This window comes from Streptomyces sp. NPDC002276 (genome assembly GCF_053891435.1).
In genome coordinates this window covers 846,914-869,197 of the sequence record NZ_JBSFCQ010000002.1, presented here as the reverse complement: position 1 = coordinate 869,197, position 22,284 = coordinate 846,914, and the positions used below count along the sequence as shown (strand labels likewise).

Genomic DNA, 22,284 nt, shown 5'->3' with positions numbered 1-22,284 from the left:
CCCCCTCAGGTGAAGCACGGGGTCAGGAGACGCCCAGCTCCTTCGCGTTCGCCTTCAGGTCCTCGATACCACCGCAGAGGAAGAACGCCTGCTCCGGGAAGTGGTCGTACTCGCCGTCGATGATCGAGTTGAAGGCCACGATCGACTCGTCCAGCGGGACGTCCGACCCGTCGACGCCGGTGAACTGCTTGGCGACGTGGGTGTTCTGGGACAGGAAGCGCTCCACGCGACGGGCACGGTGGACGGTGAGCTTGTCCTCCTCGCCCAGCTCGTCGATACCGAGGATCGCGATGATGTCCTGGAGGTCCTTGTACTTCTGGAGGACCGTCTTGACGCGCATCGCGGTGTTGTAGTGGTCCGCCGCGATGTAGCGGGGGTCCAGGATGCGGGACGTGGAGTCCAGCGGGTCCACGGCCGGGTAGATGCCCTTCTCGGAGATCGGACGGGAGAGCACCGTCGTCGCGTCGAGGTGGGCGAAGGTGGTGGCCGGGGCCGGGTCGGTCAGGTCGTCCGCGGGGACGTAGATCGCCTGCATCGAGGTGATCGAGTGACCGCGGGTCGAGGTGATGCGCTCCTGGAGGAGACCCATCTCGTCGGCCAGGTTCGGCTGGTAGCCCACCGCGGAGGGCATGCGGCCGAGCAGGGTCGAGACCTCGGAACCGGCCTGCGTGAAGCGGAAGATGTTGTCGATGAAGAACAGCACGTCCTGGTTCTGCACATCGCGGAAGTACTCCGCCATGGTCAGACCGGCCAGGGCCACGCGCAGACGGGTGCCCGGGGGCTCGTCCATCTGACCGAAGACAAGGGCCGTCTTGTCGATGACGCCCGAGTCGGCCATCTCCTCGATGAGGTCGTTGCCCTCACGGGTGCGCTCGCCGACACCGGCGAACACGGAGACACCGTCGTGGTTGTTGGCGACGCGGTAGATCATCTCCTGGATGAGCACCGTCTTGCCGACGCCGGCACCGCCGAACAGGCCGATCTTGCCGCCCTTGACGTACGGGGTGAGCAGGTCGATGACCTTGACGCCGGTCTCGAACATCTCGGTCTTCGACTCAAGCTCGTCGAAGCGGGGGGCCTTGCGGTGGATGGACCAGCGCTCGCCCGTGTACTTCTCGTCGCTGTTCAGCACCTCGCCGAGGGTGTTGAACACCTTGCCCTTGGTGAAGTCGCCGACCGGGACGGTGATGCCGTCGCCGGTGTCGGTGACCGGGGCCTGGCGGACCAGACCGTCGGTGGGCTGCATCGAGATGGTGCGGACCAGGCCGTCACCCAGGTGCTGGGCGACCTCCAGGGTCAGCGTCTTCTTCGCGCCGTCCAGGGCCGGGTCGGCCACCTCGACGTGCAGAGCGTTGTAGATCTCCGGCATCGCGTCGACGGGGAACTCCACGTCGACGACCGGGCCGATGACCCGGGCGACGCGGCCCGTGGCAACGGCCGTCTCAACTGTCGTCGTCATTACTTGTCACTCCCCGCGGTCGCGTCGGCCAGGGCTGCGGAGCCACCGACGATCTCGCTGATTTCCTGGGTGATTTCGGCCTGGCGGGCCGCGTTGGCAAGACGGGAGAGCGTGGTGATCAGGTCTCCCGCGTTGTCGGTCGCCGACTTCATCGCGCGGCGGGTGGCGGCGTGCTTGGAAGCGGCCGACTGGAGCAGCGCGTTGTAGATACGGCTCTCGACGTACCGCGGCAGGAGGGCGTCCAGGACGTCCTCCGCCGACGGCTCGAAGTCGTACAGCGGAAGGATCTCGCCCTTGGGCGCAGCCTCTTCCACGACCTCTTCGAGGCTGAGGGGCAGCAGCCGGCTGTCGATCGGCGTCTGCGTCATCATCGAGACGAACTCGGTGTAGACGATGTGGAGTTCGTCCACGCCGCCGTCCGCCGTGTCCTTCTCGATGGCCTCGATGAGCGGACCCGCGACCTTCTTCGCGTCCGCGTACTCGGGCTGGTCGGTGAAGCCGGTCCACTGCTCCGAGATCTTGCGCTCACGGAAGTTGTAGTGGGCGACACCGCGGCGGCCGACGATGTACGTGTCGACCTCCTTGCCCTCGGCCACGAGACGCGCGGTCAGCTGCTCCGCGGCCTTGATGGCGTTGGAGTTGAAGGCACCGGCCAGACCGCGGTCGCTCGTGAGGAGCAGCACAGCGGAACGGGTCGGCGTCTCGGCCTCGGTGGTCAGCGGGTGCTTGGTGTTCGAACCCGTGCCGACCGCCGTGACCGCGCGCGTCAGTTCCTTCGCGTACGGCGTCGAGGCCTGCACCTTGCGGTGCGCCTTGACGACGCGCGAGGCGGCGATCATCTCCATCGCCTTGGTGATCTTCTTGGTCGCGGTGACGGATCGGATGCGACGCTTGTAGACCCGGAGCTGGGCTCCCATGAGTCAGGTCCCTTCCTTACGTCACTTGGCCGCGGCCGGGGCGTCCTCGCCGAGGAGCTTGCCGTCCGAGGTCTCGAACTGCTTCTTGAACTCGGCGATCGCGTCCGCGGCGGCGACGAGGGTGTCGTCCGACATCTTGCCGCCCTCCTTGATGGAGGTCATGAGGCCCTGCTCCTTGCGGTGCAGGTACTCCAGGAGCTCCTTCTCGAAGCGGCGGATGTCCTCGACCGGTACGTCGTCCATCTTGCCGGTGGTCGCGGACCACACGGAGACGACCTGATCCTCGGTGGCCATCGGCTGGTACTGAGCCTGCTTGAGCAGCTCGACCAGGCGCTGACCGCGCTCCAGCTGGGCCTTCGACGCGGCGTCCAGGTCGGAACCGAAGGCGGCGAACGCCTCCAGCTCGCGGTACTGAGCGAGGTCGAGACGCAGTCGGCCGGAGACCTGCTTCATCGCCTTGTGCTGCGCGGAACCACCGACTCGGGAGACGGAGATACCGACGTTCAGCGCGGGGCGCTGACCGGCGTTGAAGAGGTCCGACTCCAGGAAGCACTGGCCGTCGGTGATGGAGATGACGTTGGTCGGGATGAACGCCGAGACGTCGTTGGCCTTGGTCTCGACGATCGGCAGACCGGTCATCGAGCCCTTGCCCATCTCGTCGGAGAGCTTCGCGCAGCGCTCCAGCAGACGGGAGTGCAGGTAGAAGACGTCACCCGGGTAGGCCTCGCGGCCCGGCGGACGGCGCAGCAGCAGGGACACGGCGCGGTAGGCGTCGGCCTGCTTCGAAAGGTCGTCGAAGATGATGAGGACGTGCTTGCCGTCGTACATCCAGTGCTGGCCGATGGCCGAACCGGTGTACGGGGCGAGGTACTTGAAGCCGGCCGGGTCGGACGCCGGGGCGGCGACGATGGTCGTGTACTCCAGCGCGCCGGCCTCTTCGAGCGCACCACGCACGGAGGCGATGGTGGAGCCCTTCTGACCGATGGCGACGTAGATGCAGCGGACCTGCTTGTTCACGTCGCCCGAGCGCCAGTTGTCGCGCTGGTTGATGATCGTGTCGACGGCCAGCGCGGTCTTGCCGGTCTGGCGGTCGCCGATGATCAGCTGACGCTGGCCGCGGCCGATCGGGGTCATCGCGTCGACGGCCTTGTAGCCGGTCTCCATCGGCTCGTGCACCGACTTGCGGACCATGACGCCCGGAGCCTGAAGCTCCAGCGCGCGGCGGCCGGTGGTCTCGATCTCGCCGAGGCCGTCGATCGGGTTGCCGAGCGGGTCGACGACACGGCCGAGGTAGCCCTCGCCGACGGCGACGGACAGGACCTCTCCGGTACGGGTGACCGGCTGGCCCTCCTCGACACCGCTGAACTCACCGAGGATGACGGTACCGATCTCACGCTCTTCGAGGTTGAGCGCGAGACCGAGGGTGCCGTCCTCGAACTTCAGCAGTTCGTTGGCCATGGCCGAGGGCAGGCCCTCGACCTTCGCGATGCCGTCGCCGGCAAGGGTGACCGTGCCGACCTCCTCGCGCGAGGCCGCGTCCGGCTTGTACGACTGGACGAAGTTCTCCAGCGCGTCCCGGATCTCCTCCGGCCGGATCGTGAGCTCCGCCATCTGGGTTCCCTGCTCTCCTTGTTGGGCCCGAAGTTTCACTTGGGGGGATGGGGGACTCCCCCCGTGATGAGGTGAATCCTCTGCACGGCCCAACTCGGGCCGCCTTACTACGTCTTTGTTGTGGTACTGCTAGCTCGCCATGCGGCGGGTGGCGTCATCGAGGCGGTCCGCGATGGAGCCGTTGATGACCTCGTCGCCGACCTGCACCCGGATACCGCCGAGGACCTCGGGGTCCACGTCGATGTTCAGGTGCATGTGACGGCCGTAGAGCTTCGCGAGGGCGGCGCCCAGGCGCTGCTTCTGCGGGTCGCTCAGCGGGACCGCCGTGGTGACGACCGCGACCAGGCGACTGCGGCGCTCGGCGGCGAGCTTGGACAGGGATTCGAGTCCCGCTTCCAGGCTACGTCCCCGGGGCGCGGTCACAAGGCGCGTCACCAGTCGTTCGGTGGCCGGCTTGGCCCGGCCGCCGAGCAGGCTGCTCAGCAGCTCGCTCTTGGCCGTGGTGCCCGCCGCGCGGTTGGTCAGCGCGGCACGCAGCCCGGTGTCCGAGGCGACGATCCGGCCGAACCGGAACACTTCGTCCTCGACGTCGTCGAGCTGGCCCGACTGCTGGGCGGCGGTGAGGTCGGCGGTGGCCGCCAGCTCCTCCAGCGCGTCCACCAGGTCGCGGGACTGCGACCAGCGGGAGCGCACCATGCCGGACAGCAGGTCGAGGGCGGGGCCGCCGACCTGACCGCCGAGCAGGCGCTCGGCAAGCGCGGCCTTGGCCTCGCCGTCCTGCGCCGGGTCGGTGAGGACCCGGCGCAGGGACACCTCACGGCCGAGCAGCGCGGTGACGGCGGCCAGTTCGTCGGCGAGCTGCGTCGCGTTCACGGACGTGGAGTCCGTCAGCGCGTCGAGACGCTCACGTGCGGCTGCCAAAGCCTCGCGGCTCGCTCCGTTCATCGAGCCGCCTCGGCCTTCTCTTCGAGCTCGTCGAGGAAACGGTCGATGACGCGGCTCTGCCGGGCGTGGTCCTCAAGGGACTCGCCGACGAGCTTGCCGGCCAGGTCGGTGGCGAGCTTGCCCACGTCCTGGCGCAGCGCCTGCGAGGCGGCCTTGCGGTCGGCGTCGAGCTGCGTGTGACCGGCGGCGACGATCTCCTCGCGCTGCCGCTGACCTTCCGCGCGCATCTCGGCGATGAGCGTGGCGCCCTGCTCCTGCGCCTCCTGGCGCAGACGCGCGGCCTCGTGCCGGGCCTCGGCGAGCTGAGCCTTGTACTGCTCAAGCACGCTCTGGGCCTCGGTCTGGGCGGCCTCGGCCTTCTCGATACCGCCCTCGATGGCCTCGCGGCGCTCTTCCAGAACCTTGTTGATGTTCGGGAGGAGCTTCTTGGCGAGGAAGCCGAAGACGATGACGAAGGCGATCAGGCCGATGACGAGCTCTGGGATCGGCGGGATGAGAGGGTTCTCGGCCTCCTCCGCCGCCAGCTGAACCAGGGGGCTCATATCAGTGCCTTTCGTCTAAACGTGCGCTGCGATCGGGTCAGGAGGCCGGGTAGACGAACGGCATGACCAGACCGATCAGGGCGAGCGCCTCACAGAAGGCGAAGCCGAGGATCTGGTTGGCGCGAATCAGGCCGGCCGCCTCGGGCTGGCGGGCGAGGGCCTGGGTGCCGTTACCGAAGATGATGCCGACGCCGACGCCCGGGCCGATCGCGGCGAGGCCGTAACCGATGGAGCCGAGGTTGCCCTTGATCTGGACAGCGGCCAGGGTCTCATGCAGAACGGACATGCCGGTTCTTCCTTCTCTTTCAATGACCGGTGGGGGTTGGCCACCGGATGTCATGGGCGGACAGTCAGGGTGCTCAGTGGGACTCGGCGAGCGCACCCTGGATGAAGCTGCAGGTCAGGAGTACGAAGACGTAGGCCTGAACAGCCTGGATGAAGAGCTCGAAGGCGGTCATCACGATGACCATCACGAACGACACGGCGGAGTAGGCGATGCCGATGCCGTTCAGCATGTACCAGCTGGCGATCGTGAAGAGCAGCAGCAGGGTGTGACCGGCGAACATGTTGGCGAAGAGCCGGACTGCGTGGGTAAAGGGCCGCACGAGCAGGTTCGAGAACAGCTCGATCGTCATCGACAGCGGGAGAACCATGCCGAGCGACTTGTCGTAGCCGGTGAAGTTCTTGAACGCCCCGACGAATCCGTGCCGCTTGAAGGTCAGCGAGACCCAGGTGATGTACACCAGGCCGGCCAGGACTGCGGGGTAGGAGATGATCGCGGTGACGGGGAACTGGGCGAGCGGAACGATCGACCAGAGGTTCATCACCCAGACGAAGAAGAACAGCGAGACGACGAAGGGAACGTACTTCTCGCCTTCCTTCTTGCCGATGGTCTCGTAGACGACACCCCGCCGGACGAAGTCGTAGCCGGCCTCGGCGACCATCTGGAGCTTGCCCGGGACGACCTTCGGACGGGCGAAGGCGGCCCAGAAGAAGCCCACGATGACGATCGACCCGAGCAGCGCCAGCAGCATCGTCTTGTTGAAGTACAGGTTGCTGTCGCCGTCGCCGAAGAGCGGCTCGAACAGGAACGAGTGCAGGCCCGGAGCCGGGAAGCCACACCCGTCGAACAGGTGACAGCTCGTGTCGAAAGCGAGCGTCTGCGTCGGGTCAGCACTCACCGCGGGCTCCTTCATCATGGCGCATGGGTACGGCAACCTCGTGGTGTCGGCGCGGCGCACGGCCGCAGTTCGGCACGGGACTGGTGTTACGGATGTGGGGGCGGCTGAGGGGCATCTCGCCTCGCGATTGAGCAGGCGTCAGCTCAGATGCCCGCGCCCGCGATGCCGCAGTTGGCACCGGACGATAGCAGCATCTCTCGTGCGCCTTTATCGCGGGCCTACCTCTCACGACGACTGCCCGGTCTTGTCGGGCTCGACGTAGAGGATCTTGGCCTTCATGTGGGCGCGGGTCTGGGCGGCGATCCAGGTGAGCGTGGCGACCACGAGCACGATGGCGAAGGCCCGGGGATTGAACAGCGTCGTGTTCTTGAACGCGGCCATGAAGATGAACAGCAGCAGCAGTTGGGCCGCGTAGAGCATCAGGCCCATCATCTGGAAGAGCTGCGGAAGCGATTTGGCAGTGCGCTGCAGAACGTAGAGCCCGATTCCCATGAAGAGGATCACGATCAGCGTCGCAACGGCTGCCCCAATAGCTCCTTTGCCGCCGGCGACCACACCACTGACGACGGCGGCAATCGCGCCGACGGCAGCTGTGGGCACAGCGGCCTGAAGGAGAATCCGGGCGTCATTGGACGGCATGGCGGCAACTCCGCTTGCTAAGGGGGGCGTGTCGTCATGGACGAGCGTAGTCCCGGGATGAGAGAGAACCTCACGCCAATGGACCGTCGCACTGCGGTCCTTCGGCTCTGTCCCGGGTTCTCGTGAACCGTATCACAAACTATTTGATGCGGTCTTTACCTAGAAGGTGTGCTTGCTGTCACACATGAGAGTGACGGTGCGCGTCTGTGCAAAATAGCGGCCAACTTGTCTGGTATAGGGGGGCTTTGTCTGCCCACGAGATGGCAACGCTTTAGTCAGATTCTTACCTTGGCGTCAGCGCCGGCGTCAGCGCGAGGACTCCGCTTTACGTCCGTCCAGGAGCCGCGAACGGGGTCCGACAGCGGTCGCCCCGTTGACTCCTGACACTCCGGCGACAACCGGCGGACGCGGATCGCGGTCCTCCTCCGCCAGCACCACCACGGGCTCAACTGCCGCCCTGCGACGGCGATATCGCGGCGGCACCAGGTACTCGGCCCAACGCGGCGCACGCGGCGTGAAGCGCGGCAGCAGAAGCAGCACCAGCCCGACCGCGCTCAGGAAGACGATGCCCAGCACGATCCACATCGAGGCCGAGTTGACCGAGTAGGCCAGGGCGCCGAACGCGATCAGCGCCGACCAGAAGTACATGATCAGCACCGCCCGGCTGTGCGAGTGGCCGATCTCCAGGAGCCGGTGGTGCAGATGGCCGCGGTCCGCGGCGAACGGCGACTGGCCCTTCCAGGTGCGGCGCACGATCGCCAGCACCAGGTCGGCGGTGGGCACCGCGATGATCGTCAGCGGCAGCAGCAGCGGGATGTAGACCGGCACCGTCGAGTGCACGGCCGCCTTCTCCGACTTCAGGAACAACTGGAGCGCGTCCGGGTCGACCTGCCCCGTGATGGAGATCGCACCCGCGGACAGCACCAGGCCGATCAGCATCGAGCCGGAGTCGCCCATGAAGATCCGCGCCGGGTGCATGTTGTGCGGCAGGAAGCCGATGCACATGCCCATCAGGATCGCCGAGAAGAGCGTGGCCGGGGCGGCGGCCTCGATGCCGTACGAGTACCAGATGCGGTAGGCGTACAGGAAGAACGCGGCGGCGGCGATGCACACCATGCCGGCCGCGAGGCCGTCGAGGCCGTCGACGAAGTTGACCGCGTTGATGGTGATGACGACCAGGGCGACCGTGAGCAGGGTGCCCTGCCACTGGGTCAGCGCCACGTTGCCGACGAACGGGATCGGCAGCCACAGGATCGTCAGACCCTGCATCACCATCACGCCGGCGGCGATCATCTGGCCGCCCAGCTTGATCAGGGCGTCGATCTCGAACTTGTCGTCCAGGACACCGATCAGCCAGATCAGGGCCGCGCCGGAGAGCAGCGCCCGCGGCTCGTTCGAGTTCTGGAAGACCTCGCTGAGGTTGGTCAGGTGGTCCGCGACCAGCAGACCGGCGCACAGACCGAAGAACATGGCGATACCGCCGAGCCGCGGAGTGGGTTCCCGGTGCACGTCACGGGCCCTGATCTCCGGCATCGCCCCGGCCACGATCGCGAACTTCCGCACCGGCCCGGTCAGCAGATACGTCACCGCGGCCGTCACGCAGAGCGTCAGCAGGTATTCACGCACAGGCTTCCCCACAGGTCTCGCTGGCCATCACAGCCCCACACCCTAGCGAGGGACGCATATGGTTGGGGACTTCCGGGTAACGACGATGGTTGCACGTGTGGCTGTGTACTCGGGTCCGGGTACCCCCGTTCAGCCCGGATACGGCGGGAATCCACCCACAAGATCCCGCACTTCGTCACGCGCCCGCCGGCTCGCAGCCTTCCCTGGCTTCTCCCGCAGCACCCCCGCGAGCAGCGCGCCGATCCGCGCCATCTCCACCTCCCCCATGCCCTGCGTGGTCACCGCGGCCGTACCCAGCCGCAGCCCACGGGCCTCACCGTGCGGCAGCGCACAGCAGTCCAGGACCACTCCGGCGGCGGCCAGCCGCCCGCGAGCGGTACGCCCGTCGACACCGAGGGGCATCGGATCGACGGTGATCAGATGCGTATCGGTGCCACCCGTCGTCACGACCAGCCCCTCCGCCGCCAGCCCGGCCGCGAGCACCCGGGCGTTGGCGACCACCTGATGGGCGTACACCGTGAAGGCCGGCGTCGCCGCCTCGCCGAACGCGACGGCCTTGGCGGCGATGGTGTTCATCTGCGCCCCACCCTGAGTGAACGGAAAAACGGCCCGGTCCACCCGCTCGGCCAACTCACTCCCGCACAGCAGCATCCCGCCGCGCGGCCCGCGCAGCACCTTGTGCGTGGTGGCACAGACGACATCGGCGTACGGCACCGGGTTCGGCGCCGCTCCCCCGGCGACGAGACCGATGGGGTGCGCGGCGTCGGCGATGAGATAGGCGCCCACCTCGTCGGCGACCTCGCGGAAGAGGGCGTAGTCGATGTGCCGGGGATAGGCGATGGAGCCGCAGACGATCGCCTTGGGCCGACGCGCACGGGCAAGGGCGCGCACCTGGTCGTAGTCGATGAGCCCGTTCTCGGCATCCACCCCGTACCCCACGAAGTCGAACCACCGCCCGGAGAAGTTCGCGGGCGACCCGTGCGTGAGATGGCCGCCGTACGGCAGGCCCAGCGCGAGGACGGTGTCGCCGGGCCGCAGCAGGGCCGCGTACGCGGCCAGTACGGCCGAAGACCCGGAGTGGGACTGCACGTTGGCGTGCTCGGCACCGAACAGCGCCTTCGCCCGGTCCACGGCGACGCGCTCGGCGACGTCGACGATCTCGCAGCCGCCGTGGTGGCGGGCGCCGGGGTAGCCCTCGGCGTACTTGTTGGCGAGCGGGGAGCCGAGGGCGGCCAGCACGGCGGGCGAGGTGAAGTTCTCGGCGGCGATCAGCTGGAGCGTCGTCGACTGCCGGGTCAGCTCCCCGAGCAGGATCTCGGCCAGCTCGGGGTCCTGCCGACGCAGGACATCGGCCTCAAGAACAGGGGTGACCGACATGATGAACTCCGAGCCGTCGACGGTGACGTACGTCCAATGTAGGCCCGGGACGGATGGGACGCGCGGTTGTTGTCAGGCCTTCAGGCGCAGGCCCGCGAGCGCCACGGGCCCCAGGATCAAGTCCGCGCGAAAACCCCCGCAAGCACCGCACCCACCGGATCGACCGCCCGGCTCAACCACGTCAGCCACTCCACGCCGGGCATCGCCGACACGACTCCCGCCTGACAAGGCCTGCGCGGGAAACTCCCGCCGACTCCCCGCACCCGCCGGATCACATCCGCGCGAGCACACCCCGAGCACCACGACCACCGGATCAAGTCCGCACAGGAACCACTGCAAGCGCCGCACCCACCAGATCGACCGCCGGCTCAGCCACCTCAGCCACTCCACGCCGGGCGTCGCCGACACGGCTCCCGCCGGATCAAGTGCGGGCGGAAACCCCCGTCAGTGCCGTGACCACCGGGTCGATGGCCTGGTTTATCTCGTCTCCGATGGAGCGGAAGAACGGGAGGGGGGCGCCGTAGGGGTCGAAGACCTCGTCCGCTTCGGCTGTGGGGGCCAGGAGCCAGCCTCGGAGGGCCGCTGCCGCGCGGACCAGGGCGCGGGCGCGGGCCACCATGCCGTCCTCCAGGGGTGGGAGGGTGGCCGGGTCGATCGCCTTCACCAGGCGGGTGAACTCCTTGAGGGTGAAGGTGCGCAGGCCCGCCGAGTGGCCCATGGAGATGACCTGCTGGCGGTGGTCCCGGGTGGCCGTCAGGACCAGGTCGGCGCGGATCACGTGGTCGTCGAGCAGCTCGCGGCCGGTGAACCCGGAGGGGTCCGCGCCGAAGTCGGTGAGGACGGTCGCCGCGTTGGTCTCCATGGGCGCGCCCTCATGGCCCCAGGTGCCGGCGCTCTCCACGATGAGCCCGCCCCACAGCGGGTCGCCGAGCCGGTCCGCCAGGGCATGACGGGTCAGCCGCTCGGTGATCGGCGAGCGGCACACGTTGCCGGTGCTGACGTGGAGGATGCGGAAGCTGTCCATGGGAAGCCCGAAGGTTCCCGTCACTTCCCCGTTGCCTATGCCACGCCCCGCGTCAGGGGCTGTCAATTCGCCACCTCAAGGTCGGGGACGACCTTCCGCAGCTCCTCGGCCGAGATCGCGCCGGCCCGCAGCAGCAGCGGCACCTCGCGCGTGACGTCGACGATCGACGACGGCACGTTGCCGGGGGTGGGACCGCCGTCGAGGTACACGGAGACCGAGTCGCCGAGCATCTGCTGCGCGGCGTCGCAGTCCTCCGGCGCGGGGTGGCCCGTGAGGTTCGCGGAGGAGACCGCCATCGGGCCGACCTCCGTCAACAGCTCGATGGCGACGGGGTGCAGCGGCATCCGGATGGCGACCGTGCCCCGGGTGTCCCCCAGGTCCCACTGCAACGACGGCTGGTGCTTGGCGACCAGCGTGAGGGCGCCCGGCCAGAACGCGTCGACGAGTTCCCAGGCCAGCTCGGAGAAGTCCGTGACGAGGCCGTGCAGGGTGTTCGGGGAGCCGATGAGGACGGGCGTGGGCATGTTGCGGCCCCGGCCCTTGGCGTCCAGGAGATCGGCGACGGCCTCCGAGGTGAACGCGTCGGCCCCGATGCCGTAGACCGTGTCGGTCGGCAGGACCACGAGTTCGCCCCGGCGGACGGCGGACGCGGCCTCGCGCAGACCCGTCGTGCGGTCGGTCGCGTCATTGGTGTCGTATCGCCGTGCCATGTCTAGCGGTCTCCTTTTTTTGTAGCTCGGTTCGCCTCCGGGGCGCCTGTTGTCGGTGTCGAGACCGCGACCGTGCTCGACCCTGCGGGCCTCCGCGCGCTCGCGGTCTCGACACCGACGCGCCCCTTCGGCTCACTCGCCGCTGCCGTGGCGAACGCGGCCGTCACGGCGTCGCCCTGCGGGCGGTCGCGAAGCGCGGGCGGTTGTTGAGATCGGGGTGGTCGGCCGCGTCGGCCCAGCCACGTTCCTCGGTGAAGATCCACGGCACCTGGCCGCCCTGGGTGTCGGCGTGCTCGATGACGACGACACCGCCCGGGCGGAGAAGCCGGTGTGCGGTGCGTTCGATGCCGCGGATCAGGTCGAGGCCGTCCTCCCCCGAGAACAGGGCGAGTTCGGGGTCGTAGTCGCGGGCCTCGGGAGCGACGTACTCCCACTCCGTGAGCGGGATGTACGGCGGGTTGGAGATGACCAGATCGACATGGCCGTCGAGGTCGGGGAAGGCGTCCAGGGCGTTGCCCTGCCGCAGGTCGACCCGTGACCCCTCCATGTTCTTGCGGGTCCACTGGAGGGCGTCCTCGGACAGTTCCACGGCGTGCACCCGGGAGCGCGGGACCTCCTGCGCGAGGGCGAGCGCGATGGCGCCGGATCCGGTGCAGAGGTCCACGATCAGCGGCTCTACGACGTCCATCGCGCGGACCGCGTCTATGGCCCAGCCGACCACCGACTCGGTCTCGGGGCGCGGCACGAACACCCCTGGCCCGACCTGGAGTTCCAGGTAGCGGAAGAAGGCGCGGCCGGTGATGTGCTGGAGCGGCTCACGCTGCTCGCGCCGGGCGATGGTCTCCCAGTAGCGGGCGTCGAAGTCCACGTCCTTCACGGAGTGCAGCTCGCCCCGCTTCACACCGTGCACGTACGCGGCGAGTTCCTCCGCGTCGTTGCGCGGCGAGGGCACGCCGGCGTCGGCCAGCCGCTGGGTGGCCTGGGCCACCTCTGCTAGCAGCAGGTTCACGCAAGTCCTCCGTGTCGTACTCGTCCGTGCCCAACGTGCCGTGCGTGCCGTGGTGTTACGACGACCTCGTGTTACGCCGCCGCGAGCTTGGCGGCCGAGTCCGCGTCGACGCAAGCCTGGATCATCGCGTCGAGGTCGCCGTCCAGGACCTGGTCAAGGTTGTACGCCTTGAATCCGACGCGGTGGTCCGAGATGCGGTTCTCCGGGAAGTTGTACGTACGGATCTTCTCGGAGCGGTCGACCGTGCGGACCTGGCTGCGGCGGGCGTCGGCGGCGTTCCTCTCCGCTTCCTCCTGTGCCGCGGCGAGCAGCCTGGAGCGCAGGATACGCATCGCCTGCTCCTTGTTCTGCAACTGGCTCTTCTCGTTCTGGCAGGAGGCGACGACTCCGGTGGGAATGTGCGTGATGCGCACCGCGGAGTCGGTCGTGTTGACGGACTGGCCGCCGGGACCGGAGGAGCGGTACACGTCGATGCGGAGGTCGTTCGGGTTGATCTCGACGTCGACCTCCTCCGCCTCGGGGGTGACGAGGACACCGGCCGCGGAGGTGTGGATACGGCCCGCGGACTCGGTCGCGGGCACGCGCTGCACGCGGTGCACCCCGCCCTCGTACTTCAGGCGGGCCCAGACGCCCTGGCCGGGCTCGGTCGCGCCGTTGCCACCCTTGGTCTTCACGGCGACCTGGACGTCCTTGTAGCCGCCCAGCTCGGACTCGGTGGCGTCGATGATCTCGGTCTTCCAGCCGACGCGCTCCGCGTACCGCAGGTACATGCGCAGCAGGTCACCGGCGAACAGGGCGGACTCGTCGCCGCCCGCGCCCGCCTTGACCTCAAGGATCACGTCCTTGTCGTCGTTGGGGTCGCGCGGCACCAGCAGCAGCCGCAGTTTCTCCGTGATCTCGTCCCGGTGCTTCTCCAGCTCCTTGACCTCGGCCGCGAACTCCGGGTCGTCGGCGCCGAGTTCGCGCGCGGTCTCGATGTCGTCGCCGGTCTGCTTCCAGGAGCGGTACGTGGCGACGATCGGGGTGAGCTCGGCGTAGCGCTTGTTCAGCTTGCGCGCGTTGGCCTGGTCGGCGTGGACCGACGGGTCGGCGAGCTTCTTCTCAAGGTCGGCGTGCTCGCCGATGAGGTCCTCGACAGCCTCGAACATCTTGGGCTCCTGAAATGCGGTGAAGAAAGGGAAGGCGGGCGACCAAAAACGCCGGTCCCGGCACGCCGGTAAAGGGGCGTGGCCGTGGACCGGCGAAATTGAAGCTCGCTACTTCGTGGAGCCGGCAGCAGCCTTGCCGAAGCGGGCCTCGAAGCGGGCCACGCGGCCACCGGTGTCGAGGATCTTCTGCTTGCCCGTGTAGAACGGGTGGCACTCGGAGCAGACCTCGGCGCGGATGTTGCCGCTCGTGATCGTGCTGCGGGTGGTGAACGACGCGCCGCAGGTGCAGCTGACCTGGGTCTCGACGTACTCGGGGTGGATCTCGCGCTTCAAGGTGTCTCCTAGGTTCGGGAGGGCGCCGGGTCGCTCCGCGGGTTCGCGGGGCGTGAACCGGGGCCGACTGTCCAGTCTGCCAGGACTGGGGCCATCCCCCCAAACCGGGGGTTCGCGTTGTGTATTCCCTGCGGGCCCGGTGAGGGCGCACCCGCGGCCGGACTACGACGTCACGACGCCCTTGGCCTCGCCTGTCGCCGTGCCCTTGGAGGCCGCCGCCGGAATCGGCTGGTCGTTCTTCAGGGCCGTCCAGACCAGCTGGGCCTTGGCCTTCTCCACGATCACGCGGTTCGGGTTGGCCGGGTCGTACTCGACCGGCATCGTGACCATGTTCATGTTGGCGGAGCTGATGCCCTTGAGGCCGTTGGCGAAGGACGTGAGGGAGTTCACCGAGCCGAGGTCGGAGTCGGTGGTGACGGCCTGCGTGGCGGTGTTGGCGAGGTCGAAGAGCTTGGTCGGGCTGGTCAGGAGGCCGACGTGCTTGACCTGGTTGACCAGGGCCTTGATGAACGCCTGCTGGAGCTGGATGCGGCCGAGGTCGGAGCCGTCGCCGACGCCGTGCCGGGTGCGGACCAGGCCGAGGGCCTCCGAGCCGTTGAGCGTGTGCTTGCCCGCCTTGAGGTCCAGGTGGCTCTTCGTGTCCTTGATGTCCTTGGTGGTGGTGATCTGGACGCCGCCGAGCTCGTTGATGAGCTTCTCGAAGCCGGCGAAGTCGACTTCGAGGTAGTGGTCCATGCGCAGACCGGAGATGGACTCGACGGTCTTCACCGTGCAGGCGGCGCCACCGGTCGAGTACGCCTCGTTGAACATCACGCCGGAGGCCGCGTCGTGCGTGACGCCCTTGGTGTCGGTGCACGCGGGCCGGTCGACGAGGGTGTCGCGCGGGATGGACACCACGCTGGCCCTCTTGTGGCCCTTGTACACGTGGATGATCATCGCGGTGTCGGAACGGGCGCTGCCGTCGTCGGTGCCGCCGCCCAGCTTCTTGTTGGTGCCGGAGCGGGAGTCGGAGCCCAGGACGAGGATGTTCTCGGAGCCGTTGTCGACCTTGACCGGCCGGTCGGTGCCGAGGGCCTGGTTGATGTCGACGCTCTTGATGTTGCCGTTGAGCTTGAAGTACACGTACCCGGCGCCGGTGCCGCCCAGCACCAGGACGCCTCCCGCGACCCAGGCCGTGATCATCAGGGCCTTGTGGCGCGGACCGCGGTTCTTCTGCTTGCGGCCCTTGGCGCGGTGGCGCGGGCCGCTGTTGCCGTCCTGGCCCGGTATGCCGGGCTCCGGCGTGCTCTCGGCGGACATGGGCTCCTCGGTCTCTCGTCCGGTCGGTTACCCCCTGCTTTCAGGGTCGGGCGCGGTCAGTACCGCTCCATTTTCGTCCGCTTGGTCAGACGGGGAAACTCGACAAAGGGTTGCACAACACAGAGTGCCCATCGCGTACGGAAACGAGCACTCTGCGTAGTCACGCCAGCGGGTCATGCCCCCGCTCACCTGCGATTTCAGCCGAAGATGCCGTATCGCTGGAAACCGGTGCCCGGTGACTTCGCTGTGCCGAAGGTCTCGGGAAACGCACAGAGAGAAGGGCCGCACCCCTTGGGGTACGGCCCTTCTCTCCGGTACGACAGCTCTCAGGCCGGCCCTCAGTCGCCGTTGCCGGGAGTGGTCTTCTGGATCTGGAGAAGGAACTCGGCGTTCGACTTCGTCTGCTTCATTTTGTCGAGAAGCAGCTCGATCGCCTGCTGCTGGTCGAGCGCGTGCAGCACCCGGCGCAGCTTCCACGTGACGGCCAACTCGTCGCTGCCGAGCAGGATCTCTTCCTTACGGGTACCGGACGCGTCGACGTCCACCGCGGGGAAGATGCGCTTGTCGGCGAGCTTCCGGTCGAGCTTCAGCTCGGCGTTGCCCGTGCCCTTGAACTCCTCGAAGATGACCTCGTCCATGCGCGAGCCGGTGTCGACGAGCGCGGTGGCGAGGATGGTCAGCGAACCGCCGTCCTCGATGTTGCGCGCGGCACCGAAGAAGCGCTTGGGCGGGTACAGCGCCGTCGAGTCGACACCACCGGAGAGGATGCGGCCGGAGGCGGGCGCGGCGAGGTTGTAGGCACGGCCCAGACGCGTGATGGAGTCGAGCAGGACGACGACGTCGTGGCCCAGCTCCACCAGCCGCTTGGCCCGCTCGATGGCCAGCTCCGCGACCGTGGTGTGGTCCTCGGCCGGGCGGTCGAAGGTCGAGGAGATGACCTCGCCCTTCACCGACCGCTGCATGTCGGTGACCTCTTCCGGACGCTCGTCGACCAGGACGACCATCAGGTGGCACTCGGGGTTGTTGTGCGTGATCGCGTTGGCGATCGCCTGCATGATCATGGTCTTGCCGGTCTTCGGCGGGGCCACGATCAGACCGCGCTGGCCCTTACCGATCGGCGCGACGAGGTCGATGATGCGGGTGGTGAGGACGCCCGGGTCGGTCTCCAGACGGAGGCGGTCCTGCGGGTACAGCGGCGTCAGCTTGTTGAACTCCGGCCGCCCGCGGCCGTGTTCGGGCGCCATGCCGTTGACCGAGTCGAGGCGCACGAGCGCGTTGAACTTCTCGCGGCGCTCGCCCTCCTTCGGCTGACGGACCGCGCCGGTGACGTGGTCGCCCTTGCGCAGACCGTTCTTGCGGACCTGGGCGAGGGAGACGTACACGTCGTTGGGGCCCGGCAGGTAGCCCGACGTACGGATGAAGGCGTAGTTGTCGAGGATGTCGAGGATGCCCGCGACGGGGATCAGCACATCGTCGTCCGCGACCTGCGGCTCACCGGCGGCGGTGCCCGCGAACTCGTCACGGCCACGACGGCCACGGCGGTCGCGGTAACGGCCGCGACGGCCACGGCGTCCGCCGTCGAAGTCGTCGTCGTCCTGCGGGCCGTTGTCACGCGGCTGCCGGTCCTGACGGTCCTGACGGTCCTGGCGGCCACCGCTCTGCTGCTGGCCCTGCTGCTGCCGGTCCTGACGGCCGCCGCTCTGCTGACGGTCCTGCTGCTGGCCGCCGCCCTGCTGCTCGTCGCCCTTGCGGCGGTCGCCGCGGTCACGGTCCTGGCGGCCACCGCGGTCGCGGTCACGGCGGTCACGGCGGCCCTGACGGCCGTCGTCACCCGCGTCGCCCCTGGCCTCGCCCTGCGCGGCGGCGGGCGTCTCGGCCCTCGGCTCGCTCTTGACCTCGGCGACGACCGTCTCGGGGCTGCCCGCCTCGGCGGTGGCCCGGCGCCGACGACGCTCGACCGGAGCATCCTCGCTGGCCGGCTGGCCGGGGATCTCGATCTGCTGCTGGGCCACGGCCTTCTCGGCGGCGACCTTCTCGGCCTTCTCCTCGGCCGGGGCGACCGTCTCGTCGCCCGTACGGGTCTTGGAGGTGGCGCGGCGCTTGGGCTTGGTCTCGGTGGCGGTCTCGGCCTTGGCCGGAGCACCTCCTCCCCCAGAGGGGGCACCCCCAGCCTGCGCCTCCTTGATGACCTCGATCAGCTGGCTCTTGCGCATCCGCGCGGTGCCCCTGATGCCGAGGCCGGATGCGACCTGCTGCAACTCGGCCAGCACCATGCCGTCGAGGCCGGTACCGCGGCGCCGCCGGGAGCCGGCACCGGTGGCAGGCGCGGAGGCGTCCGTGGCGGGCGCGGCAGCGGTCTCCTCGACACGCGCGCCCATCAGATCGGTGGTGTCGCTCACGAAGGGTCCTTCCCTGGAGCGGACGTCGGCCTGTCTGGCTCGGCGACCGGTTGTGCTGTCCGGCTTCGGTTCTTGCTGTGTGAACCGTGCCGGGGCGGTGGTCCGCCTAAGCGGCGGAAGAGATTTCTGGTGACGGCGCTTCCCAAAGCAGTGGCACCGAGTGGCTGTGTCACGTTGCTTGGTCGCACCAATTCCGGAGCTTTCCCGGCTTCCGGAGCGTGCCCGGCGAACCACTCAGTGCCCGGACGGAACAGAGTGTGGTTTGGGAGGCTCCCGGAAGAATGTCTGTCCCTGACGGGGACAACAAGCACCTCGCCATGGTGGGGTCGGGTGCAGACTTGAGATTAACACTACCGGATCCAACAAACATTCCCCCTCTCGAAATCCGGCGACGGTACGTAGTCAATTGCTGCTCGGGGCGCTGCTCGGGGCCGCGAGCGGAAGAACGCACGCGCCTTGTTCGTCGAGGTCGAGCCGGTTGGCGGCCCAGCCCTCGCCGGCGAGATGGGCGACCTTGTCGGCGTTGTCGGCGTCGACCAGTGCCAACACCGTGGGCCCCGCACCGGAGATGACGGCCGGCACCCCGTCCGCGCGCAGCCGCTCGACGAGCGCCGCGCTCTCGGGCATGGCCGGCGCGCGGTACTCCTGGTGCAGGCGGTCCTCGGTGGCGGGCAGCAGCAGTTCGGGGCGGCGGGTGAGGGCCTCGACGAGCAGTGCGGCGCGGCCCGCGTTGGCGGCCGCGTCGACGTGCGGGACGTTGCGCGGGAGCAGGCCGCGCGCGGTCTCGGTGAGGACGGGCTTCCCGGGCACGAAAACCACCGGAACGATGGAATCGGCGGGGTCCATCCTGATCGCCCGCGCGGCGCCGGCGTCCATCCAGGAGAGCGTGAAGCCGCCCAGCAGACAGGCCGCCACATTGTCGGGGTGGCCCTCGATCTCGGTGGCGAGTTCCAGCAGGGCCGTGTCGTCGAGCCTGGAGTCCCCGCCTATGGTCACGGCGCGCGCGGCGACGATGCCCGCGCAGATGGCGGCGGAGGAGGAGCCCAGACCGCGGCCGTGCGGAATGCGGTTGGCGCACACGATCTCCAGGCCGCGCGGCTGTCCGCCGAGCAGGTCGAAGGCGGTGCGCAGGGACCGTACGAGGAGGTGGTTCTCGTCGCGCGGGAGGGTCTCGCTGCCCTCGCCCGCGATGTCGATGAGCAGCCCGGAGTCGGCGACACGGACGACGACGTCGTCGTAGAGCCCCAGCGAGAGGCCGAAGGCGTCGAAGCCCGGGCCGAGGTTGGCGCTGGTGGCGGGGACGCGCACCCGGACGGCGGCGGCGCGGAAGGCTGGACCGGCCATCGCTCGATGACTCTCCTTGAGCTGCGTGATTGTCGAAGACATTCGATGAAGTGCGACGAAGTGCGATGAGGTGCGATGAAGTTCGATGACATCCGATAGGTACGTGGAGACCCTCGGGCCGTGGAGACGGCGCGGTGCCGAGCCATGCGCGCAGGCATATGCGGCGGGCGGGTTCGGTACAGCCTATCGAAGGAAGGTTCTGTGGCGACATAGGGCGCACAGGAGGCGCACGATGCGTGTCGTAAGCCCCCTGTGCACCCCCGATGGGGATCTCCCCCGGTGGCCGTTCTAGGTGGTGCTCTACGCGAGTCCGAGTCGCTCGGCGGCCGTCGGCGCGTCGACCGGGATCGTGACCGGCTGCGGGGCGCCCGCGACGGCCCAGTCCGGGTCCTTCAGACCATTTCCGGTCACCGTGCAGACGATGGTCTGGCCCGGGTCGACCTTGCCCTGCTCGGCCGCCTTCAGCAGACCGGCGACGGAAGCGGCGGACGCGGGCTCGACGAAAACGCCTTCCTGGGCGGCCAACAGCCGGTAGGCGCGCAGGATTTCACGGTCCGTCACCTCGTCGATGAACCCGCCGGACTCGTCCCGCGCGGCGAGCGCGTACTGCCAGGAGGCCGGGTTGCCGATGCGGATCGCGGTGGCAATCGTCGAGGGGTCCTTGACGATCTCGCCGCGCACGATGGGCGCGGACCCGGACGCCTGGAACCCCCACATGCGCGGAGTCTTCGCGGCGATGCCGTCGCCGGCGTACTCCTTGTAGCCCTTCCAGTACGCGGTGATGTTGCCCGCGTTGCCCACCGGCAGGACGTGGATGTCGGGCGCGTCGCCGAGCATGTCGACGATCTCGAAGGCGGCCGTCTTCTGGCCCTCGATGCGCACCGGGTTGACCGAATTCACCAGCGCCACAGGGTAGTTGTCGCTCAGCTCGCGGGCGAGGGTGAGGCAGTCGTCGAAGTTCCCGTCGACCTGGAGGATCTTCGCGCCGTGCACGAGGGCCTGGCCCATCTTGCCGAGCGCGATCTTGCCGCGCGGCACGAGGACGGCGCAGACCATCCCGGCGCGCACGGCGTAGGCGGCGGCGGACGCGGAGGTGTTGCCGGTGGAGGCGCAGATGACGGCCTGCGCGCCCTCCTCCTTGGCCCGCGTGATGGCCATGGTCATACCGCGGTCCTTGAAGGACCCGGTGGGGTTGGCGCCCTCCACCTTGAGGTGGACCTCGCAGCCGGTGCGCTCGGAGAGCACCTGCGCGGGCACGAGGGGCGTACCGCCCTCGCGGAGGGAGACGACCGGCGTGCTGTCGGACACCGGGAGCCGGTCCCGGTACTCCTCGATGATTCCGCGCCACTGGTGGGTCATTGCTGGTTACTCTCCTTCAACCCGCATGATGCTGGCGACACCCCGCACGGTGTCGAGCTTGCGCAACGCCTCGACGGTCCCGCCCAGGGCGGCGTCGGACGCGCGGTGCGTGACGACGACGAGAGAGGCCTCGCCGTCCTTCCCCTGCTGCCGAACCGTATCGATCGAGACACCGTGTTCGGCGAACACGGTGGCGACCTGTGCGAGAACACCTGGTTTGTCGGCGACGTCGAGGCTGATGTGGTACCGCGTGACGACCTCGCCCATGCCCGACACGGGCAGTCCGGCGTACGCCGACTCGCCGGGCCCGGTGGTCGAGTTGAGCCGGTTGCGGCACACGGCGACGAGGTCGCCGAGGACGGCGGAGGCGGTGGGGGCGCCGCCCGCTCCGGGGCCGTAGAACATCAGCTGCCCGGAGGCGTCGGACTCGACGAACACGGCGTTGTAGGCGGCGCGCACGGAGGCGAGCGGGTGGCTGAGCGGAATCATGGCGGGGTGCACGCGCGCGGTGACGGACCCGCCGTCCTCGGCCCGCTCGCAGATGGCGAGCAGCTTGATGGTGCAGCCCATGTTCTTCGCGGAGGCGAAGTCGGCGGCGGTGACCTCGGTCATCCCCTCGCGGTAGACGTCGTCGAGACGCACGCGCGTGTGGAAGGCGATTCCGGCGAGGATGGCGGCCTTGGCGGCGGCGTCGAAGCCCTCGACGTCGGCGGTCGGATCGGCTTCCGCATACCCCAGGGCGGTGGCCTCGTCGAGGGCCTCCTGATACCCGGCCCCCGTGCTGTCCATCTTGTCGAGGATGAAGTTGGTCGTGCCGTTGACGATCCCGAGCACGCGGTTGACCTTGTCCCCGGCGAGGGACTCGCGCAGCGGCCGGATCAGTGGGATCGCCCCGGCGACGGCGGCCTCGTAGTACAGGTCCTTGCCCTGCCGCTCGGCGGCGGCGTGCAGGGCGGCGCCGTCCTGCGCGAGGAGCGCCTTGTTGGCGGAGACGACGGAGGCACCGTGCTCGAAGGCGGTGGTGATGAGGGTGCGGGCGGGCTCGATCCCGCCGATGACCTCGACCACCACATCGATGTCGCCGCGCTCGACGAGGGCGGTGGCGTCGGTGGTGACGAGGGCGGGGTCGATGCCTTCACGGACCTTGGAGGGCCGCCGTACCGCGACCCCCGCGAGCTCGATCGGTGCGCCGATGCGGGCGGCGAGGTCGTCGGCGTGCGTCGTCATGATGCGCGCCACCTCTGAGCCGACCACTCCACAGCCCAGCAGCGCCACCTTCAGCGGACGCGTACGCATCATCCGACCTCGTTTCCTCATACCGTCATCGGTTGGACCAGTCTCACTCACCGGACGGGACTTTCT

Annotated in this window: 20 protein-coding genes; all 20 read right to left on the bottom strand. The window is 68.7% G+C overall.

Features of this window, described 5'->3' with window-relative positions; genetic code table 11:
* Window positions 1-22: 22 nt before the first annotated feature.
* The 20 genes from atpD to ACWIHT_RS09040 all read right to left on the bottom strand — a co-directional run bounded on the left by atpD (window position 23) and on the right by ACWIHT_RS09040 (window position 22,221).
* A complete protein-coding gene (atpD, locus tag ACWIHT_RS09135) occupies window positions 23-1,459 on the bottom strand; it encodes a F0F1 ATP synthase subunit beta (protein ID WP_388105129.1) in 1,437 nt (478 codons plus the stop codon).
* Entirely contained in the window at window positions 1,459-2,376 is a 918-nt protein-coding gene (locus tag ACWIHT_RS09130) for a F0F1 ATP synthase subunit gamma (RefSeq protein WP_456165921.1), read from the bottom strand. Before ACWIHT_RS09130 ends, atpD begins: the two co-directional genes overlap by 1 nt.
* Before the next feature lie 21 nt (window positions 2,377-2,397).
* Window positions 2,398-3,987, bottom strand: a complete 1,590-nt coding sequence (atpA, locus tag ACWIHT_RS09125; protein WP_456165919.1) for a F0F1 ATP synthase subunit alpha — start codon at window positions 3,985-3,987, stop codon at window positions 2,398-2,400.
* Window positions 3,988-4,116: 129 nt separating this feature from the next.
* Window positions 4,117-4,932 (bottom strand): F0F1 ATP synthase subunit delta, encoded by an 816-nt coding sequence (locus ACWIHT_RS09120; RefSeq protein ID WP_456165917.1) that lies wholly within the window; start codon window positions 4,930-4,932, stop codon window positions 4,117-4,119.
* The gene (locus ACWIHT_RS09115; RefSeq protein WP_456165915.1) at window positions 4,929-5,474 is read right to left on the bottom strand and encodes a F0F1 ATP synthase subunit B; all 546 of its coding nucleotides are present in this window, start codon (window positions 5,472-5,474) and stop codon (window positions 4,929-4,931) included. Before ACWIHT_RS09115 ends, ACWIHT_RS09120 begins: the two co-directional genes overlap by 4 nt.
* 37 nt (window positions 5,475-5,511) lie before the next feature.
* A complete protein-coding gene (locus ACWIHT_RS09110; protein ID WP_067003022.1) occupies window positions 5,512-5,760 on the bottom strand; it encodes an ATP synthase subunit c family protein in 249 nt (82 codons plus the stop codon).
* A gap of 73 nt (window positions 5,761-5,833) precedes the next feature.
* A complete protein-coding gene (gene atpB, locus ACWIHT_RS09105) occupies window positions 5,834-6,670 on the bottom strand; it encodes a F0F1 ATP synthase subunit A (RefSeq protein WP_456166049.1) in 837 nt (278 codons plus the stop codon).
* A 210-nt stretch (window positions 6,671-6,880) separates the two neighbouring features.
* Entirely contained in the window at window positions 6,881-7,294 is a 414-nt protein-coding gene (locus ACWIHT_RS09100) for a hypothetical protein (protein ID WP_399122063.1), read from the bottom strand.
* Between the two features lie 306 nt (window positions 7,295-7,600).
* The gene (locus tag ACWIHT_RS09095; protein WP_456165913.1) at window positions 7,601-8,920 is read right to left on the bottom strand and encodes an MraY family glycosyltransferase; all 1,320 of its coding nucleotides are present in this window, start codon (window positions 8,918-8,920) and stop codon (window positions 7,601-7,603) included.
* Between the two features lie 129 nt (window positions 8,921-9,049).
* A complete protein-coding gene (locus tag ACWIHT_RS09090; RefSeq protein ID WP_456165911.1) occupies window positions 9,050-10,297 on the bottom strand; it encodes a serine hydroxymethyltransferase in 1,248 nt (415 codons plus the stop codon).
* Window positions 10,298-10,718: 421 nt separating this feature from the next.
* Window positions 10,719-11,387: an arsenate reductase/protein-tyrosine-phosphatase family protein gene (locus ACWIHT_RS09085; RefSeq protein WP_200710996.1), complete on the bottom strand. Its 669-nt coding sequence runs from the start codon at window positions 11,385-11,387 to the stop codon at window positions 10,719-10,721.
* Window positions 11,384-12,031, bottom strand: coding sequence for an L-threonylcarbamoyladenylate synthase (locus tag ACWIHT_RS09080; protein ID WP_262063545.1), 648 nt, complete (start codon window positions 12,029-12,031; stop codon window positions 11,384-11,386). The genes ACWIHT_RS09085 and ACWIHT_RS09080 overlap by 4 nt, the downstream gene beginning before the upstream one ends.
* A gap of 163 nt (window positions 12,032-12,194) precedes the next feature.
* Window positions 12,195-13,040 (bottom strand): peptide chain release factor N(5)-glutamine methyltransferase, encoded by an 846-nt coding sequence (gene prmC, locus ACWIHT_RS09075; protein WP_043683121.1) that lies wholly within the window; start codon window positions 13,038-13,040, stop codon window positions 12,195-12,197.
* A 71-nt stretch (window positions 13,041-13,111) separates the two neighbouring features.
* Complete coding sequence (prfA, locus tag ACWIHT_RS09070) at window positions 13,112-14,188, bottom strand: peptide chain release factor 1 (RefSeq protein WP_456165908.1); 1,077 nt, start codon at window positions 14,186-14,188, stop codon at window positions 13,112-13,114.
* A 108-nt stretch (window positions 14,189-14,296) separates the two neighbouring features.
* Window positions 14,297-14,521, bottom strand: a complete 225-nt coding sequence (rpmE, locus tag ACWIHT_RS09065; RefSeq protein WP_019060712.1) for a 50S ribosomal protein L31 — start codon at window positions 14,519-14,521, stop codon at window positions 14,297-14,299.
* 162 nt (window positions 14,522-14,683) lie between these two features.
* Window positions 14,684-15,820, bottom strand: coding sequence for an LCP family protein (locus ACWIHT_RS09060; protein ID WP_456165906.1), 1,137 nt, complete (start codon window positions 15,818-15,820; stop codon window positions 14,684-14,686).
* A 338-nt stretch (window positions 15,821-16,158) separates the two neighbouring features.
* Window positions 16,159-18,219: a transcription termination factor Rho gene (gene rho / locus ACWIHT_RS09055; RefSeq protein ID WP_456165904.1), complete on the bottom strand. Its 2,061-nt coding sequence runs from the start codon at window positions 18,217-18,219 to the stop codon at window positions 16,159-16,161.
* Window positions 18,220-18,621: 402 nt separating this feature from the next.
* Window positions 18,622-19,563: a homoserine kinase gene (gene thrB / locus ACWIHT_RS09050; RefSeq protein ID WP_456165902.1), complete on the bottom strand. Its 942-nt coding sequence runs from the start codon at window positions 19,561-19,563 to the stop codon at window positions 18,622-18,624.
* 300 nt (window positions 19,564-19,863) lie between these two features.
* Window positions 19,864-20,922 (bottom strand): threonine synthase, encoded by a 1,059-nt coding sequence (gene thrC, locus ACWIHT_RS09045; RefSeq protein ID WP_200679749.1) that lies wholly within the window; start codon window positions 20,920-20,922, stop codon window positions 19,864-19,866.
* A gap of 6 nt (window positions 20,923-20,928) precedes the next feature.
* A complete protein-coding gene (locus ACWIHT_RS09040) occupies window positions 20,929-22,221 on the bottom strand; it encodes a homoserine dehydrogenase (RefSeq protein ID WP_456165900.1) in 1,293 nt (430 codons plus the stop codon).
* Between the last annotated feature and the right edge of the window lie 63 nt (window positions 22,222-22,284).